The 18,185-nt window shown below is 67.5% G+C and carries 17 protein-coding genes; 5 read left to right on the top strand and 12 right to left on the bottom strand.

The window, feature by feature from the left end; all coding sequences use genetic code 11:
- Positions 1 to 8: 8 nt before the first annotated feature.
- Positions 9 to 653, bottom strand: coding sequence for a 50S ribosomal protein L3 (gene rplC, locus ACWDR3_RS32120; protein WP_123998314.1), 645 nt, complete (start codon positions 651 to 653; stop codon positions 9 to 11).
- A 17-nt stretch (positions 654 to 670) separates the two neighbouring features.
- On the bottom strand, positions 671 to 979 hold the full coding sequence (rpsJ, locus tag ACWDR3_RS32115) for a 30S ribosomal protein S10 (RefSeq protein WP_003948644.1): 309 nt from the start codon (positions 977 to 979) through the stop codon (positions 671 to 673).
- A 429-nt stretch (positions 980 to 1,408) separates the two neighbouring features.
- Here rpsJ and ACWDR3_RS32110 point away from each other — a divergent pair, with 429 nt between their 5' ends.
- Entirely contained in the window at positions 1,409 to 2,113 is a 705-nt protein-coding gene (locus ACWDR3_RS32110) for a hypothetical protein (protein ID WP_450356079.1), read from the top strand.
- A 5-nt stretch (positions 2,114 to 2,118) separates the two neighbouring features.
- Here ACWDR3_RS32110 and ACWDR3_RS32105 read toward each other — a convergent pair whose 3' ends face one another.
- Complete coding sequence (locus ACWDR3_RS32105; protein WP_450356078.1) at positions 2,119 to 2,562, bottom strand: hypothetical protein; 444 nt, start codon at positions 2,560 to 2,562, stop codon at positions 2,119 to 2,121.
- A 464-nt stretch (positions 2,563 to 3,026) separates the two neighbouring features.
- Between ACWDR3_RS32105 and ACWDR3_RS32100 the strand changes: the two genes are divergently transcribed.
- Entirely contained in the window at positions 3,027 to 4,406 is a 1,380-nt protein-coding gene (locus ACWDR3_RS32100; protein WP_450356092.1) for a S41 family peptidase, read from the top strand.
- A 32-nt stretch (positions 4,407 to 4,438) separates the two neighbouring features.
- On the opposite strand, the gene ACWDR3_RS32095 is transcribed toward ACWDR3_RS32100, so the two are convergent.
- The 7 genes from ACWDR3_RS32095 to ACWDR3_RS32065 form a co-directional block, all read right to left on the bottom strand.
- The gene (locus tag ACWDR3_RS32095; protein WP_450356077.1) at positions 4,439 to 5,677 is read right to left on the bottom strand and encodes an acyltransferase family protein; all 1,239 of its coding nucleotides are present in this window, start codon (positions 5,675 to 5,677) and stop codon (positions 4,439 to 4,441) included.
- Between the two features lie 279 nt (positions 5,678 to 5,956).
- Positions 5,957 to 7,150, bottom strand: a complete 1,194-nt coding sequence (gene tuf, locus ACWDR3_RS32090) for an elongation factor Tu (RefSeq protein ID WP_123998321.1) — start codon at positions 7,148 to 7,150, stop codon at positions 5,957 to 5,959.
- Between the two features lie 142 nt (positions 7,151 to 7,292).
- Positions 7,293 to 9,422, bottom strand: coding sequence for an elongation factor G (fusA, locus tag ACWDR3_RS32085; protein ID WP_450356076.1), 2,130 nt, complete (start codon positions 9,420 to 9,422; stop codon positions 7,293 to 7,295).
- 39 nt (positions 9,423 to 9,461) lie between these two features.
- Entirely contained in the window at positions 9,462 to 9,932 is a 471-nt protein-coding gene (gene rpsG, locus ACWDR3_RS32080) for a 30S ribosomal protein S7 (RefSeq protein ID WP_007384059.1), read from the bottom strand.
- 2 nt (positions 9,933 to 9,934) lie between these two features.
- Positions 9,935 to 10,306, bottom strand: a complete 372-nt coding sequence (gene rpsL / locus ACWDR3_RS32075) for a 30S ribosomal protein S12 (RefSeq protein ID WP_003948652.1) — start codon at positions 10,304 to 10,306, stop codon at positions 9,935 to 9,937.
- Between the two features lie 332 nt (positions 10,307 to 10,638).
- Positions 10,639 to 11,103, bottom strand: coding sequence for a DUF1707 and DUF4190 domain-containing protein (locus tag ACWDR3_RS32070; protein WP_450356091.1), 465 nt, complete (start codon positions 11,101 to 11,103; stop codon positions 10,639 to 10,641).
- A 269-nt stretch (positions 11,104 to 11,372) separates the two neighbouring features.
- Positions 11,373 to 11,618 carry a hypothetical protein gene (locus ACWDR3_RS32065; RefSeq protein ID WP_450356090.1) on the bottom strand — a complete coding sequence of 82 codons (246 nt, stop codon included), beginning with the start codon at positions 11,616 to 11,618 and terminating at the stop codon, positions 11,373 to 11,375.
- 713 nt (positions 11,619 to 12,331) lie between these two features.
- Here ACWDR3_RS32065 and ACWDR3_RS32060 point away from each other — a divergent pair.
- From ACWDR3_RS32060 to ACWDR3_RS32050, 3 genes are all read left to right on the top strand, one after another.
- The gene (locus ACWDR3_RS32060; protein ID WP_450356075.1) at positions 12,332 to 12,772 is read left to right on the top strand and encodes a helix-turn-helix domain-containing protein; all 441 of its coding nucleotides are present in this window, start codon (positions 12,332 to 12,334) and stop codon (positions 12,770 to 12,772) included.
- A gap of 254 nt (positions 12,773 to 13,026) precedes the next feature.
- On the top strand, positions 13,027 to 13,356 hold the full coding sequence (locus ACWDR3_RS32055) for a hypothetical protein (RefSeq protein ID WP_450356074.1): 330 nt from the start codon (positions 13,027 to 13,029) through the stop codon (positions 13,354 to 13,356).
- Between the two features lie 81 nt (positions 13,357 to 13,437).
- Positions 13,438 to 13,731: a hypothetical protein gene (locus ACWDR3_RS32050; protein WP_450356073.1), complete on the top strand. Its 294-nt coding sequence runs from the start codon at positions 13,438 to 13,440 to the stop codon at positions 13,729 to 13,731.
- Positions 13,732 to 13,792: 61 nt separating this feature from the next.
- On the opposite strand, the gene ACWDR3_RS32045 is transcribed toward ACWDR3_RS32050, so the two are convergent.
- On the bottom strand, positions 13,793 to 17,692 hold the full coding sequence (locus ACWDR3_RS32045) for a DNA-directed RNA polymerase subunit beta' (protein WP_123998326.1): 3,900 nt from the start codon (positions 17,690 to 17,692) through the stop codon (positions 13,793 to 13,795).
- 100 nt (positions 17,693 to 17,792) lie between these two features.
- A partial coding sequence (locus ACWDR3_RS32040) for a DNA-directed RNA polymerase subunit beta (protein WP_450356072.1) occupies positions 17,793 to 18,185 on the bottom strand: 393 nt, incomplete at its 5' end.

Genomic DNA, 18,185 nt, shown 5'->3' with positions numbered 1-18,185 from the left:
CGGTTACCTCAGGCCCCCTTGGCCGCAGTGCGGACCAGGACGAGGCCGCCGTTCGGACCAGGAACCGCGCCCTTGATGAGCAGCAGACCCTTCTCCGCGTCAACGGCGTGGACGGTCAGGTTCTGGGTGGTGACCCGCTCGTTGCCCATACGACCCGCCATGCGGAGGCCCTTGAACACACGGCCCGGGGTGGCACAGCCACCGATGGAGCCGGGAGAGCGGTGCTTGCGCTGGGTGCCGTGTCCGGCGCCGAGGCCCTTGAAGTTGTGACGCTTCATGACACCGGCGAAGCCCTTGCCCTTGCTCTTGCCGGTCACGTCGACCTTCACGCCGGCCTCGAACACCTCAGCGGTGATCTCCTGGCCGAGCGTGTACTCGGAGGCGGCCGCGGTGCGGATCTCGACGAGGTGGCGACGCGGGGTGACATCGGCCTTGGCGAAGTGACCCTTGAGGGGCTTGTTCACCTTGCGCGGGTCGATCTCGCCGAAGGCGATCTGGACCGACTCGTAGCCGTCACTGTCGTTCGTACGGACCTGGGTCACGACGTTGGGTCCGGCCTTGACGACGGTGACGGGAACAACACGGTTGTTCTCGTCCCACACCTGCGTCATGCCGAGCTTCTCGCCCAGGATGCCCTTGATCTGCTTTGCCATCTTCAGCTCACCGACCCCTAGAGCTTGATCTCGATGTCGACACCGGCCGGGAGGTCGAGTCGCATCAGAGAGTCAACGGTCTTGGGGGTGGGGTCGAGGATGTCGATGAGGCGCTTGTGCGTGCGCATCTCGAAGTGCTCGCGAGAGTCCTTGTACTTGTGCGGCGACTTGATGACGCAGTACACGTTCTTCTCAGTGGGCAGCGGCACCGGGCCCGCGACCGACGCACCAGTGCGGGTCACCGTCTCGACGATCTTCTTCGCCGAGGAGTCGATGACCTCGTGGTCGTAGGCCTTGAGCCGGATGCGGATCTTCTGTCCCGCCATGGCTACTCAGTAGTCCTGTCTCTTTTACAGCTCTGGAACCCGGTGCTCCACTGACTTCCTCCGACCCACGCGGTCGGGCGTGTCGCACTTTCACTGACACAGATGTCCCTTGTCCGAACATCCCTTGCCTGAGAAAGAGGTTCACCGGGCGCCTGGCCGGTGCCGCACCGCACTTCCCGAAAGATTCCCGTACGTCCGCCCCAGCGCTGCCTTACGGCAGTTAGGGCGACGAGTACTGTGGGACTCGCTTCCGGTCCTCCCGGCGGGAGGCGCGCAGCATCAACACTCGACCGAGCAACTCCGACAGTCTGCCATATGGGGCAGGGCCCTGGCCAATCGAGCCGGAGAGAATACCCCGGGAGTGACGCAGGTCAAACACGGGTGCCACCGGCGTGGCGGCACGGCCTGCACGTCCGCCAGAATCCCGACGTGACGCAGCGCATAGCCCTGGCCCAGGCCGCGACGGAACTCGAAGCCCGCAGCCCCCTCTGGTCGGCGGCCGGCCACGAGGTCTCCCCCACCCTCTGGACGGACGACCGCGCCCACCTGGCCGTCCAACTCACCTCGCCCGCCTGGCAGGTCATGCTCACCGTGGAACTGCACGACACCGGCTGGGCGCACCTCCACTTCACCTCGGAAGCAGGAGCGATACGAGACCCACGCCGGGTCCGGTCCATCGACGCCTGGGGCGCGTTACTGGACGAAGCGGTGGCACGGGCGTCCCGCGTCCGACTGCAACCCGCCAAACTCCTGGCCGCCACCTGCACCACGGGTTGGCTGGACTGGATCCACGGCGAACTGTGGCTGCTCCCCGACCACCTGGTCCGCGTACGCAGCGGCCTCCTGAAGTCCGTACTGAACTCCCAGAACGGCTCCGGAGTAACAGCCCGGGACCCGTACCGCCTCGTCGCCCACGACCCGGACGCGATCCGCCGCGCCCACCGCACGAACAAGGTCATCCCCTTCACCGACATCCACCACGCCCGCCTGCACGGCGGCGCCACCACATCCGGCATGACCCTGACGATGACCGACGGCACCCACCACAAACTCCTGTGGCTCTCCACGGAACCGGCCCGACGCCTACTGAGGGACAGACTGCTGCCGGTGCTGGGGCCGCGGCTGACCCATTGAGCCGCTCACGCGTACGGGTTCACGGAGAACTCCGGGTGCTCGCTGGGGAAGTCCTCCGGGAAGAACGGCACTCGCAACGACCCCGTGAGAAGACGGAGCAGCGTGGCGGTCGAGCCTTCGAGCGATACGACGGCACCGAGCTGTCCGGCCTGGATGATCACCGTCGGCCAGGCGTCGGGCTCCCCCACCGCGATCCAGGCCAACACGTCGGCGTTGTCGGTCACGCCCCACTGGACCAGATCCTCGACTCCGGCACCGTGCTCATCGAGCACCCCCCTCAGCACATCCAACGACCTGCCCCGGAGGATCGACCGCAACTGCTCGGTCTGGTGGCGGATATCGAGCTCGGCGTTCGCCGCACCGTCAGCGAAGACCCACAGAAACTCGTCGAAACAGCCCGTGCCGTGGATACGGGTCAACTCCCGATGATCGGCCGGGCAGACGCCCATGAACACCCCTGCCCCCGTTCAGTCACGCAACAGTGCACTCACGAAGAGAAGAAGCTCGGCGAGCTCGACCGGACGAACCACAGCCCCGCTCTCCTCCCCCAGGAACCAGCCGTCGTCCCACTCCACCCGCCAGACCTGCCCTGCCGGTTCTCGAACTCGACGAAGCCGCCGGGCGAGCCGCGGCGAAGTCCAGCCCCGGCGCCGGCGACCAGTGCCAGGCATCAGGAACACCCGCGAACTCCTCGACTCCCGGAAAAACCGACACCACAGCGCCCGGATCCACCATGCCTCCCCTCACCTCACGCCTTCTCCGTGCCGCACGGATCGACCGCCCCTCCCGTCGCCACCACGGCACCGCCTCCTGGGGTTCCCCCCACCCCCCAAGCACCAGCGTGCCGGATGGTCCCCCGATGATCTCCCCGGCACCGTGGAGACACCGTCTTCGAGAGGACCCCACCGTGCGCATCACCCTCGCACTCGCCCCGGCCGTCGCCCTCACCCTCGCCGCGGCCGCAGCCCCGGCCGCCTTCGCCGGCACCCCCCAGGGCCCCCGCACCCCCACCCTCTGGCGCACAGACGGCTACGGCACCGTGCTCGCCCTCGGCGAAGACGGCATGCAGGAGTACCAGACCACCGCCGTCAGCTGTATCAAGGGCGACTTCGCGGAACGGACGGGACCGTGGACGTACACGACGGACGGTTCCGTGCTCACCGTGCGGCCGGGCTCCGACGGCGATCACGCCACCCTCTCCGCGGACAGTTCGGTTGGCCATCGGCAGCTGCACCGCGTCGCCGCCCTCCCCGCCGACTGCGCCCACCCGCTCCCCGCCGACGACCCCCGCGCCGCCTTCGACGTCTTCTGGCAGTCGTTCGAGGAGAACTACCCCTTCTTCGCCGCCAAGGGCATCGACTGGCAGGCCGTCAGGGACAGTTACCGCCCCCAGGTCCACGCGGACACCACCCGCGACCAGCTCTTCGCACTCTTCAGCCGGATGGTGAAGCCCCTGCACGACGCCCATGTCGTCGTCCAGGACGGCGACCGCCACTACGGCGTCGGCCGCCCCGGCACCGAGATCCCCGGCCCGGAACTCAACGACAAGGTACGGAAGTTCGTCATCGCGCGGGACCTCAAGGGCGCCTCACCCGTGCAGGAGTTCGCCGACGGATTGATCACCTACGCCGATCTCAAGGGTGAAACCGGCACCTTGGGATACCTGCGTATCGCCTCCTTCTCCGGCTACAACCCCCACGACCACTCCTACGCCGCCGACCTCGCCGAACTCGACCGCGCCCTGACCGCCGTACTCACCCCCGACCGCACCCGGCACCTCCGCGGCCTGATCATCGACCTCCGGGTCAACGGCGGTGGCGCCGACTCCCTCGGCATCCACATCGCCGAGCGCCTCACGGACACGCCCTACGTCGCCTACGCCAAGCGCGCCCGCAACGACCCCGCCGACCCGACCCGGTTCACCCGGCCCGAGCCGATCCGCGTCACGCCGGCTCACGCGCCCCGCTACACCGGGCCGGTCGCCCTGCTCACCGGTGGTTCCACCGTGAGCGCTGGCGAGACCTTCACCCAGGCCCTCATCGATCGGCCGGGGCGGACGGTCCGGATCGGGCAGGCCACCCAGGGCGTCTTCTCCGACACCATGGCCCGCCGGCTCCCGAACGGCATGGTCGCCTGGCTGCCCAACGAGGAGTTCCTGACCCGCACCGGCCGCACCTTCGACGGCACCGGCATCCCGCCCCAGCTGACCGAACCGGTCTTCACGAAGGAGGAGTTCGCCAAGAACCGCGACTCCGCCTTCGACACCGCGGTGAACGTACTGCGCCGGTCCTGAACAACGCCCGGTCCCGGAGCGGCACTCCGCCCCTACGACCCCGCGTTCCGCAGCCGCGCGAACGACGTGTCCAGGCCCCGCTTCATCAGCCCCGCCACCGGCCGCTCCACCAACCGGTGCACGAGCCAGCTCAGCGCCATGAAGCCCGCGATGACCGCCGCGACCAGCAGCCGCGCGTCCATCGTGTCCTTGAGCCGGTGGATCAGCGTCGTACCCGCCACGTAGTGCATCAGATACAGCGGATACGTCATCGCGCCGGCCGTCACCAGCCACTTCCACTGGATGCGGTCCGTCGCGCCGAGGGCGATCGCCACCATGATCAGCAGGAAGACCGTGAAGATCACCACGCTTCCGCGCCAGCCGGACACATGCTCGACCTTGTCGATCCGCAGGCCCAGTTCCCGCTGGCCCATCAGCCAGGCCATCCCGAGGATGCCCCACAGCAGGAGGTCCTGGCCGAAGCGGTACATGAGGTAGAGGGCGAGGCCGGCGATGAAGTACCAGGCGCCCTCGGGGTTGGCGATCAGCTCCAGCAGGTGGAACTTCGCGACCGGCGCGAGCATCGCCGCCGCGCCCCACAGACAGCAGAACAGCACGACCCTGCGGTACGTCAGACCCATGGCGACGACGACGAGGAAGAGGAGGTAGAAGCGGAGCTCCGACCAGAGGGTCCAGTAGACGCCGTCGACGTTGGCCACGTTCGAACCGGCTTGCAGCATCGTGAAGTTGAGGAGGATGTCGCGGGGCTTGAGCCGGTCCCAGACGCCCGGCAGGGCGACGAGCACGGCCGTCGTGAAGACGATGGCGAACCAGTAGGCCGGGTAGAGCCGCATCACCCGGGAGGTGAAGAACTGCCTCGGGGTGCGGCCCCAGCAGGACATGCAGATCACGAAGCCGCTGATGACGAAGAAGATCTCGACGCCGATCCAGCCGTAGGTCGCGACATGGAACACCGTCGGCATGATGTCGGAGACCGGCCGGTCCCAGATGGCGTTGTGCGGCTGGTTCACGCGGTACGTGCCGGCGTAGTGGTGCACCGCCACCATCAGCGCGGCGACCAGACGGATGCCGTCGATGGCGTACAGGCGCGGGCGTTCGCGTCGGACCGGGGCGCTCGGCGTGCTCGGGAGACTCGGGGCGGTCGTGCGCTGTCCCGGCCGTACCGTCCGCAGCTGCTGCGTCGGCACGTCGTCGAGCTGCTGCCGCTGCTGCGGGACCCCGCCCTTCTTGCCGCCGGTGACGATCAACGATCCGCTGTGCGCCTCACGCATCAGACTCCAGCCATCCCCTGTGTGCGTCCTGGCCCCGCCGGCCCTACGAGCCCTCCACGCTAGGCCGTCACAACCACCCCACAGCGAGCAGACAAGAACATTCCGTGCATCGGCCACACGGAATTGGCCCAGTTCTCAAAGAGGCGCCTCACAAGGTTTTCCAAGACTTCACCCAGGAATCATCGCCACGGCCCGGGAAACGAAAAGGTCCGTACGACCGAAGTCGTACGGACCTTTTCCGCAACTCGCGCTGGAGCTACCGGGTCAGACCAACGGGACTTACTTGTTGATCTTGGTGACCTGGCCGGCGCCGACCGTCCGGCCACCCTCACGGATGGCGAACTTCAGGCCCTCTTCCATGGCGACGGGCTGGATGAGCTCCACCTTCATCTCGGTGTTGTCACCCGGCATGACCATCTCGGTGCCCTCGGGGAGGGTCACGACGCCGGTCACGTCCGTCGTACGGAAGTAGAACTGGGGACGGTAGTTGTTGAAGAACGGCGTGTGACGGCCACCCTCGTCCTTGGACAGGATGTACGCCTGGGCCTCGAACTCCGTGTGCGGGGTGACCGAGCCGGGCTTGATGATGACCTGGCCGCGCTCGACGTCCTCGCGCTTGATGCCACGGAGGAGGAGACCGACGTTCTCACCGGCCTGGCCCTCGTCGAGCAGCTTGCGGAACATCTCGATACCGGTGACCGTGGTGGTGGTCTTCTCGGTCTTGATGCCGATGATGTCGACGGTCTCGTTGACCTTCAGGACACCACGCTCGATACGGCCGGTGACGACCGTACCGCGACCGGTGATCGTGAAGACGTCCTCGATGGGCATGAGGAACGGCTTGTCGACGTCACGCTCGGGCTGCGGGATGTTCTCGTCGACGGCCTTCATCAGGTCGAGGACGGACTGGCCCCACTCCTTGTCGCCCTCAAGGGCCTTGAGCGCCGAGACCTTGACGACCGGCAGGTCGTCGCCCGGGAACTCGTACTCGGAGAGCAGCTCACGGACCTCGAGCTCGACGAGCTCCAGGATCTCCTCGTCGTCCACCATGTCGGCCTTGTTCAGGGCGACGACGATGTACGGAACGCCGACCTGGCGGGCCAGGAGCACGTGCTCCTTGGTCTGCGGCATCGGGCCGTCGGTGGCGGCGACCACGAGGATGGCGCCGTCCATCTGGGCAGCACCCGTGATCATGTTCTTGATGTAGTCCGCGTGACCGGGGCAGTCGACGTGGGCGTAGTGACGGGTCTCCGTCTGGTACTCGACGTGCGCGATCGAGATCGTGATACCGCGCTGGCGCTCCTCAGGAGCCTTGTCGATCTGGTCGAAGGCCGAGGCCTCGTTCAGGTCCGGAAACGCGTCGTGCAGCACCTTGGTAATGGCGGCCGTGAGGGTCGTCTTACCGTGGTCGATGTGACCGATGGTGCCGATGTTGACGTGCGGCTTAGTCCGCTCGAACTTCGCCTTCGCCACTGGGTCCTCCTGTGGAGTGGTTCTGGTACGCCTTACTCATCGGCGCCAGGTGATCTTTGCTGGGGTGCCGCCCGCCGGGGTCTGCCCTCCCGGGTGAGCCCCGGCGGTCGGTGTCAAGCCTAAAGCGTGTAAACGGGGTGTGTTACTCGCCCTTGGCCTTCGCGATGATCTCCTCGGCGACGTTCCGCGGAACCTCGGCGTAGGAGTCGAACTGCATCGAGTAGCTTGCGCGACCCGAGGTCTTGCTGCGGAGGTCGCCGACGTAGCCGAACATCTCCGAGAGGGGCACGAGGCCCTTCACGACGCGGGCACCGGCACGCTCCTCCATGGCCTGGATCTGACCACGGCGGGAGTTGATGTCGCCGATGACCTCACCCATGTAGTCCTCGGGCGTGGTGACCTCGACGGCCATCATCGGTTCGAGGAGCACGGGGCTGGCCTTGCGGGCGGCCTCCTTGAAGGCCTGCGAGCCGGCGATCTTGAACGCGAGCTCGGAGGAGTCGACCTCGTGGTAGCCACCGTCGAGAAGAATGACGCGGACGCCCGTCATCTCGTAGCCGGCCAGGATGCCGAACTGCATGGCCTCCTGCGCACCGGCGTCCACCGAAGGGATGTACTCCCTCGGGATACGGCCACCGGTGACCTTGTTCACGAACTCGTACGCCGGGCCGTCGGACTCGGTGATCGGCTCGATCGCGATCTGCACCTTGGCGAACTGACCGGTACCACCGGTCTGCTTCTTGTGGGTGTAGTCGTGACGCTCGACGGCCTTGCGGATCGTCTCGCGGTACGCGACCTGCGGCTTGCCGACGTTCGCCTCGACGCGGAACTCGCGCTTCATACGGTCGACCAGCACCTCCAGGTGCAGCTCGCCCATACCACCGAGGATGGTCTGGCCCGTCTCCTCGTCCGAGTGGACGTGGAAGGAGGGGTCCTCCTCCGCGAGACGCTGGATGGCGACACCCAGCTTCTCCTGGTCGCCCTTGGACTTGGGCTCGATGGCGACCTGGATGACCGGCGCCGGGAAGTCCATGGACTCCAGGATGACCGGCTGCTTCTCGTCGCACAGCGTCTCACCGGTGGTGGTCTGCTTCAGGCCCATGACGGCGACGATGTCGCCGGCGCCCACCGCTTCGATCTCCTCACGCTTGTTCGCGTGCATGCGGTAGATCTTGCCGATGCGCTCCTTCTTGCCCTTGACGGAGTTCAGCACCGCGGTGCCGGTCTCCAGGCGGCCCGAGTACACCCGGACGAAGGTGAGCTTGCCCAGGTGCGGGTCGCTCATGATCTTGAACGCGAGCGCGGACAGCGGCTCGTCCACGGACGGCTTGCGCTTGACGACGACCTCGGGGTCCTTGACGTCGTGGCCCTCGATGGCCTCGACGTCCAGGGGGGTCGGCAGGTAGCGCACGACCGCGTCGAGCAGGGGCTGGACGCCCTTGTTCTTGAACGCGGTGCCACAGAACACCGGGGTGACGGTGACGCCGTTGGACTTGCCGGACGCGATGGTGACACGACGGATCGCGGCGTACAGCTGCTCCTCGGTGGGCTCCTGGCCCTCCAGGAACAGCTCCATGATCTCGTCGTCGTTCTCCGCGACGGCCTCGACCAGCTTGCCGCGGTACTCCTCGGCAGCCTCGGTGTGCGTGGCCGGGATGTCGACGACGTCGTACATCTCGCCCTTGGCGGCCTCGGCGGACCACACGAGCGCCTTCATGCGGACCAGGTCCACAACGCCCTTGAAGTCCATCTCGGCACCGATCGGAAGCTGCATGATCAGGGGCACCGCACCGAGGCGGTCCTTGATCATGTCGACGCAGCGGTGGAACTCCGCGCCGGTACGGTCCAGCTTGTTCACGAAGCAGATGCGCGGCACGCCGTAACGGTCGGCCTGACGCCACACCGTCTCGGACTGCGGCTCAACGCCGGCGACACCGTCGAACACCGTGACGGCACCGTCGAGGACGCGCAGCGAACGCTCCACCTCGACGGTGAAGTCCACGTGCCCCGGGGTGTCGATGATGTTGATCGTGTAGTCGTCGTCCTCAAGCGGCCAGTGACAGGTGGTCGCAGCAGAGGTGATCGTGATGCCACGCTCCTGCTCCTGCTCCATCCAGTCCATGGTGGCAGCGCCGTCGTGGACTTCACCGATCTTGTAGCTGACGCCGGTGTAGAAGAGGATCCGCTCAGTGGTGGTCGTCTTGCCCGCGTCGATGTGGGCCATGATCCCGATGTTGCGGACCTTGGCCAGGTCAAGTGAAGTAGTAGCCATAAGGCTTCGGTCTTCTCTCGGTCTCGATGTGGGTAGCGACTACCAGCGGTAGTGCGCGAAGGCCTTGTTGGACTCGGCCATCTTGTGCGTGTCCTCGCGCTTCTTGACGGCCGCACCGAGGCCGTTCGAAGCGTCCAGAAGCTCGTTGAGCAGACGCTCGGTCATGGTCTTCTCGCGACGGGCGCGGGAGTAACCGACCAGCCAGCGCAGCGCCAGCGTGTTGGCGCGGCCGGGCTTGACCTCGACCGGCACCTGGTAGGTGGCGCCACCGACACGGCGGGACTTGACCTCAAGCGTGGGCTTGATGTTCTCCAGCGCGCGCTTGAGCGTGATGACCGGGTCGTTGCTGGTCTTCTCGCGCAGGCCCTCCATGGCGCCGTACACGATCCGCTCGGCGGTGGAGCGCTTGCCGTTCAGCAGCACCTTGTTGATCAGGGAGGTGACAAGAGGAGAACCGTAGACCGGGTCGATGATGACCGGGCGCTTCGGGGCAGGGCCCTTACGAGGCATTCTTACTTCTCCTTCTTGGCGCCGTAGCGGCTGCGGGCCTGCTTGCGGTTCTTGACACCCTGGGTGTCAAGGGAGCCGCGGATGATCTTGTAGCGAACACCGGGCAGGTCCTTCACACGGCCGCCGCGCACGAGCACGATGGAGTGCTCCTGCAGGTTGTGTCCCTCACCCGGAATGTAGGCCGTGACCTCGATCCCGCTGGTCAGACGCACACGCGCGACCTTACGCAGGGCCGAGTTCGGCTTCTTCGGGGTGGTCGTGAACACACGCGTGCAGACGCCACGACGCTGAGGGGAACCCTCGAGTGCGGGCGTCTTGTTCTTCTCGACCTTGTCCTGCCGGCCCTTCCGGACCAGCTGCTGGATCGTAGGCACTACTTCTCCGGTTTCTGTGTGCCGAATGGTGAAGCTAACCTGGAACGTCGCCGACCCACGCGGTCGGGTGTGTCGAATGCTGCAGACTTCCGCCGCCAGGCAGTAAGAGCGCAGATTGCGGTGGCCGCTCACGGTCCGAGTACGGTTCGAAGGCACGCACAAGGGCCAGGGCACACCCCAGGCACAAGGTCCGAGGGTACCTAGCTCATACGCTGCGGTCAAAACAAATGGACGGCACCAACAGTGCCGGGCCTCCGGTGTCAAGCCCCTACGCCGTAGTCGATCTTCGATTTCACATTCCGCACACGTCGGACCCGGTCGTCATCAGGCCGTCATCCGGTCGTGACACCCACCAGAATCATCAGCGTCAGCAGCAGCGCCCACCCGGCCGTGGAGAGCCAACCGAGCACGAGCCCGGTCAGCGCGAGCCCGTCGCCGCTCTCCCCGGTCCGCCGGATCTCCGTACGCGCGGTGTGCCCGAGCACCACCGCCGGAATCCCGGTCAGCCCGAAGGTCGGCAGACACAGCACCCCGCAGATGGCGGCCCCGACCGCCTTCCCGTTCGTCCGCGGCACCGGCTGGGGCAGAAACGTCCGCGGTACGGCGGTGACGGGCGCCGGATGCGGTACGGGACCCAGCGGCAGGTCGGCCACGAGCAGCGACAGCTCCCCGACGGTCCGGGCCGCGTACACGCGCTCCACCCGCCGGTCGAACTCCCCCTTCTCAAGCCGCCCCTCCCCGAACCCCGCCCTGAGCACGTCCACGGCCCGCTCGCGGTCGGCGTGCGAGGCGAGCATGGCGGGGGCGGTGTGGGCGGCGGGGGTCTGCCACGACTGAAGGTGCGGTTGAGGTTGCGGCTGGGGAGGTTGGGGCTGGAGATACGGCTGGGGCTGAAGGTGCGGGTGGGAGGACGGCCGGGACGCGTCTCTCCCCTGCGTGTCGTACGGCGTGCCGTTGACCGACGACTCGTCCTTGTCCTGCCACGGCTGCCACGACGGTTGAGACACCGAGCACCTCCCGAACGCCCCCGAGGTCCCTCCATGATGCGGCATCGGACGCCCTGCCGTCAGGGGCCGTCACTCGAAACACCCCGGCCCCGCGGGCCGCTCCGCGCCGCCCGCTCGGCCGCGAACACGTCCGCCAGCCGAAACAGCCGCGCCCGCCCCGCCCGCCCGGCCACCTGAAGCCGGCCGAGTTGGACCCACTTGCGGATGGTCGCGGGCGCGACCCCGACCTCCCGAGCGGCGAGGGCACCGGGAACCGCCTCGTCCCTTCCCCGCCGCTCCGGCCCGGCCTCGCACCCGGGATTCACACAGAGGACGGCCCCCCGCTCGGGAAACTCGCGCAGCGAGACGGAGCCGCACCGGGGGCAGCGCCCGGACACCCGTACGACGGTGTCGGTGTCCCCCAGCGCCCGCGCGCACCGCCTGGCCAGCCGCCGGCTCTCGTCGCGCACGAGCGCGGCCAGCACCGGGTCGGCGGCGATGCCGTCGAGGAGCGCGGCGATACGCCGGAGGCGCTCGGGCACGGATGCGCGGTGCGGGCGGGGCAGGCCGAGGCGGTCGCACACGGCCTCCTCCAGTTCGAACACGCCGTCCGTGATGTCACGGAGGGCGTCGGAGACGTGGACGCGGATGGGGGCGGTGCCGTGGCCGGTCGACGGCGGGGAGCCGGGACGGTGGGCCGGTGCCGGGCGGGCAGGGGCTAACTCCACCACCAGTTCGGGGAGTTGCTGGAGCAGCCGGTCGATCCAGCGGGCGGCCTGGGCGGTGGGGGTGGTGGGGGTGGTGGGCGTGGTGGGGGTGGTGGGAGCCATGGCCTCTCTCGGTCCGGGAGGAAAGGGAGAAAAGAAGGGGGCTTTCAGGGGCCGTCCACCCTGACATGTTGCGAGTGCGCACGCAATCTAGTTCCGGCCACTCTGCCCATCCGACATCCGCGCCTCTATACTCGGTGCTTGCACGAGCGCACGTAGTACCGCGCGCGCAAGCAAACTGGACGTCCCCGCCTAGGGAAGCGAGCAGACAGATGACCAGTCCGGATCTGGACGCGTTCGCCACATGGGTCGAGGGCCTGATGCGCGACCGCGGCTACGACATCGACAGTCCGCGCGGCGGCGGCAAGTCGCGGATCGCGGACGAGGCGGGCGTGCACCGCGCCGCCGTCACTCGCCTGCTGCAGCGCCAGAGCATGCCTGACCTGGAGACCACGCGCCGGCTCGCCCGCGTGCTCGGGGTGCCGGTGCGCGACCTGCTCATCCGCTCAGGACGGCTGACCGCCGAGGAGCTGGCCGACCCGCACGAGCGACCGCTCTTCCCCGCCACGGGCGCCGAGCCCGGCCGCCGGCCCACTCCCGAGGAGGTCGCCGAGCTGCTGGGCGTACCGGCCGACCGGCGGGACATGTTCGTACGGGTGGTCGAGCAGTTTCTGCCGGACGAGAGTGATGCCGGGACCCTCGCGGCCGACTGATCGAACCAGTTGCGAGCGCGCTCGCAACATGTCACAGTAGAGACAGCGGCGGAGCTGTACCCGGGCATCGGGGAACAGCCCGCCGTTTCGCATGTCCGCACCCACCGCACCCCACCGGAGGTGATCGCTTCCGTTTCTCCCCCGCGCGGGCACGCGCGTGGAGTACCCTGCGAACAGCTATCGCTCACTTGTTCGATTCGAACGGAGTGGAACAGAGCGAGGGTCCGCACGGTACGGAGGGATACGAGGGCCTCATGACCAGGGACGACGACACGGAACGGAACGAGACCGACGAGGCCGGGACAAGCGCCGAGCTGCGCCGGGCCCTTGCCGCCCACCTCAAGGGCCGTCCGATTCCGCCGGACCTGGTGATCACCACACGGACGGAGATCGAGCGACGGGAGTTCACCGCGTACGGCCAGGGCTGGCGCGACCGCGGCGAACACGACGAGCGCCGCAGAGCGGAGGCGGCGGACCGGCACAGGCCCCGCCCCGGCACCCCCGCCGACGCGACGGTCCTCCCCTTCCCGCCCCTCTCCGGCCCCCAGCCGGCCCGCCCGCACCCGGACACCGAACGGCCATGACACAGCCCTGACGCGGCCCCGAAGACCGCTCCCCTCCCCCGAACCCCGTACTCGAACAGATCCCCAAGGAGATGACGCAACGTGGGCCCCGCCAACTCGCGGAACCAGGCCGGCACCGACCCTGACCCGAACGACTCGCTCGCCGTCGCGGTGGAGCTGGAGCGCCTGCGCGGCACCCTGGACTCCCGCCTCGCCCGGGTCGACGGCTCGCTCGCGCTCGTGGTCCAGCGCTGCGACCAGGCCGACAGACAACTCGCCGACCACGAACGGCGCGTGGAGTCGCTGGAACGCTCACGCTGGCCGCTCGCCAGCATCGGCGTGCTTGCCGCGATCGCCACCGCGGTCGTGACCTTCGTCCAGCTCACCGCCCGCTGACATGCCGAAGGGCGGCCACCCCGCGCGAAGCGAGGTGACCGCCCTTCAGCTGACGTACGCCTTACTGGTTGTACGGACCGTAGTCGTAGTCCTCCAGCGGGACGGCCTGGCCGGAGCCGGTGCCGAACGGCGAGTAGTCGATGTCGTCGTAGCCGACGGCCGAGTACATCGCGGCCTTGGCCTCTTCGGTGGGCTCGACCCGGATGTTGCGGTAGCGGGACAGACCCGTACCGGCCGGGATGAGCTTACCGATGATGACGTTCTCCTTGAGGCCGATGAGGCTGTCGGACTTGGCGTTGATCGCCGCGTCCGTCAGCACTCGGGTCGTCTCCTGGAAGGAGGCGGCCGACAGCCAGGACTCCGTCGCCAGCGAGGCCTTGGTGATACCCATCAGCTGCGGACGGCCGGAGGCCGGGTGGCCGCCTTCCTGGACCACACGACGGTTCTCGGTCTCGAACTTCGAACGCTCGACCAGCTCGCCGGGCAGCAGCTCCGCGTCGCCCGACTCGATGATCGTCACACGGCGCAGCATCTGCCGGATGATGATCTCGATGTGCTTGTCGTGGATCGACACACCCTGCGAGTTGTAGACCTTCTGGACCTCGCCGACCAGGTGGACCTGGACCGCGCGCTGACCGAGGATCCGCAGCACGTCGTGCGGGTTGGTGGCACCCACGGTGAGCTTCTGGCCCACCTGGACGTGCTCGCCCTCGCTGACCAGCAGACGGGCGCGCTTGGAGATCGGGAACGCCGTCTCGTCGCTGCCGTCGTCCGGAGTGATGACGATCTTCTTGGTCTTCTCGGTCTCCTCGATCCGCACGCGGCCCTGGGCCTCGGAGATCGGGGCGACACCCTTCGGCGTACGAGCCTCGAAGAGCTCGACGACACGGGGCAGACCCTGGGTGATGTCGTCACCGGCCACACCACCGGTGTGGAAGGTACGCATCGTCAGCTGCGTGCCGGGCTCACCGATGGACTGGGCGGCGATGATGCCGACCGCCTCACCGATGTCGACCAGCTTGCCGGTGGCCAGCGAGCGGCCGTAGCACATGGCGCAGGTGCCGACGGCGGACTCACAGGTCAGGACCGAGCGGGTCTTGACCTCGGAGACACCGTGCTTGACCAGTTCGTCGATGAGGACGTCGCCGAGGTCGGTGTTGGCCGGGGCCAGCACCTTGCCGTCGACGGTGATGTCCTCGGCCAGCGCACGGGCGTACACGCTGGTCTCGACGTTGTCGGCCTTGCGCAGCACGCCGTCCGCGCCGACCTCCGCGATCTGGAGCCTGAGGCCGCGGTCGGTGCCGCAGTCCTCCTCGCGGATGATGACGTCCTGCGAGACGTCGACCAGACGACGGGTGAGGTAACCCGAGTCGGCGGTACGCAGGGCGGTGTCCGCCAGACCCTTACGGGCACCGTGCGTGGAGATGAAGTACTCCAGCACGGACAGGCCCTCACGGAAGGACGCCTTGATGGGACGCGGGATCGTCTCGTTCTTGGCGTTCGACACCAGACCACGCATACCGGCGATCTGACGCATCTGCATCATGTTGCCTCGGGCGCCCGAGTTCACCATCATCGAGACCGGGTTGGTCTTCGGGAAGTTCGCGTTCATCGCCTCGGCGACCTCGTTGGTCGCCTTGGTCCAGATCGCGATGAGCTCCTGCGTGCGCTCTTCCTTGGTGATCAGACCACGCTCGTACTGCTTCTGGACCTTCTCGTCCTGGTCCTCGTAGCCCTTGACGATCGCGCGCTTCGCGTCCGGCACGACGATGTCGGAGATGGCCACGGTGACACCGGAACGGGTCGCCCAGAAGAAGCCGGCCGCCTTCAGGTTGTCGAGCGTCGCCGCCACGATGACCTTGGGGTAGCGCTCGGCGAGGTCGTTGACGATCTCGGAGAGCTGCTTCTTGCCGATCTCGTAGTCGACGAACGGGTAGTCCTCGGGCAGCAGCTCGTTGAAGAGCGCGCGGCCCAGGGTCGTCTTCAGCCGGAAGCTGTCACCCTGCTGCCACTCCGGCTCGCCCTCCTCCTGCGCCGGCGGGGTCCAGCCGCGCGGCGGGATGGTGCCCACCGGGAAGCGGATGTCCACGCGCGACTGCAGCGAGAGCTCGCCGGCGTCGAACGCCATGATCGCCTCGGCGACGGACGCGAAGGAGCGGTCCTCGCCCTTCACGTTCCGCAGCTCGCCGTCGGTGGTGAGGAAGAACAGACCAAGGACCATGTCCTGGGTCGGCATCGTCACCGGACGGCCGTCGGCGGGCTTGAGGATGTTGTTCGAGGACAGCATCAGGATGCGGGCCTCGGCCTGCGCCTCCGCGGAGAGCGGCAGGTGCACGGCCATCTGGTCACCGTCGAAGTCCGCGTTGAACGCGGTGCAGACGAGCGGGTGGATCTGGATGGCCTTGCCCTCGACCAGCTGCGGCTCGAAGGCCTGGATGCCGAGGCGGTGCAGCGTGGGCGCACGGTTCAGCAGAACCGGGTGCTCCGCGATGACCTCTTCCAGGACGTCGTACACGACCGTGCGGCCGCGCTCGACCATCCGCTTGGCGCTCTTGATGTTCTGCGCGTGGTTCAGGTCGACCAGGCGCTTCATCACGAACGGCTTGAAGAGCTCCAGCGCCATGGCCTTCGGCAGACCGCACTGGTGCAGCTTCAGCTGCGGACCGACGACGATCACGGAACGCGCCGAGTAGTCCACGCGCTTGCCGAGCAGGTTCTGACGGAAGCGACCCTGCTTGCCCTTGAGCATGTCGGACAGCGACTTCAGCGGACGGTTGCCGGGGCCCGTCACCGGGCGGCCACGACGGCCGTTGTCGAAGAGCGCGTCGACGGCCTCCTGGAGCATGCGCTTCTCGTTGTTCACGATGATCTCGGGCGCACCGAGGTCGAGAAGGCGCTTCAGGCGGTTGTTGCGGTTGATCACACGGCGGTACAGGTCGTTCAGGTCGGAGGTCGCGAAGCGGCCACCGTCCAGCTGCACCATCGGGCGAAGGTCCGGCGGGATGACCGGGACGCAGTCGAGGACCATGCCCTTGGGGCTGTTGGAGGTCTGCAGGAACGCAGACACGACCTTCAGCCGCTTCAGCGCACGGGTCTTCTTCTGGCCCTTGCCGGTGCGGATGATCTCGCGGAGGCGCTCGGCCTCTTCGTCGAGGTCGAAGGACTCCAGGCGCTTCTGCAGCGCCGCGGCACCCATCGAACCGTCGAAGTACGTGCCGAAGCGGTCACGCAGCTCGCGGTAGAGGAGCTCGTCGCCCTCCAGGTCCTGGACCTTGAGGTTCTTGAACCGGGTCCACACCTCGTCCAGGCGGTCGATCTCGCGCTGCGCACGGTCGCGCAGCTGCTTCATCTCGCGCTCGGCACCTTCGCGCACCTTGCGGCGCACGTCGGCCTTGGCACCCTCGGCCTCCAGCTCGGCCAGGTCGGCCTCAAGCTTCTTGGCGCGGGCTTCGAGGTCGGAGTCACGCCGGTTCTCGACCTGCTGACGCTCCACGGAGACGTGCGCCTCCAGGGAGGGCAGGTCGCGGGTGCGGCGCTCCTCGTCGACGAACGTGATCATGTACGCCGCGAAGTAGATGACCTTCTCGAGGTCCTTCGGGGCGAGGTCGAGCAGGTATCCCAGACGCGACGGGACGCCCTTGAAGTACCAGATGTGCGTGACGGGCGCGGCCAGTTCGATGTGGCCCATCCGCTCACGGCGCACCTTGGCGCGGGTCACCTCGACGCCGCAGCGCTCACAGATGATGCCCTTGAAGCGGACGCGCTTGTACTTGCCGCAGTAGCACTCCCAGTCCCGGGTCGGACCGAAGATCTTCTCGCAGAAGAGTCCGTCCTTCTCGGGCTTGAGGGTGCGGTAGTTGATGGTCTCAGGCTTCTTGACCTCGCCGTGGCTCCACTGACGGATGTCGTCAGCGGTGGCCAGACCGATCCGGAGCTCATCGAAGAAGTTGACGTCGAGCACTATGCGTCAATCCCTCTCAGGGTTGTAAGTCATGGGGTCTGATACGGGGGTCCAGGGGCCGGCCGAAGATTCCTCACCAGGACCTTCGGCCGGACTCCCGTCAGACCTCTTCGACGCTGCTCGGCTCACGCCGGGACAGGTCGATGCCAAGCTCCTCCGCAGCGCGGAAGACGTCCTCGTCGGTGTCGCGCATCTCGATGGACATGCCGTCCGAGGACAGCACCTCCACGTTGAGGCACAGGGACTGCATCTCCTTGATGAGCACCTTGAAGGACTCGGGGATGCCGGGCTCGGGGATGTTCTCGCCCTTGACGATGGCCTCGTAGACCTTCACGCGGCCGGTCACGTCGTCGGACTTGATGGTCAGCAGCTCCTGGAGGGCGTACGCGGCGCCATAAGCCTCCAGCGCCCACACCTCCATCTCACCGAAGCGCTGGCCACCGAACTGGGCCTTACCACCCAGCGGCTGCTGGGTGATCATCGAGTACGGACC

Source organism: Streptomyces sp. NPDC001002, from assembly GCF_053599215.1.
Note: the sequence above shows the minus strand (reverse complement) of the source record. Positions and strands in the feature narration are given on the sequence as shown.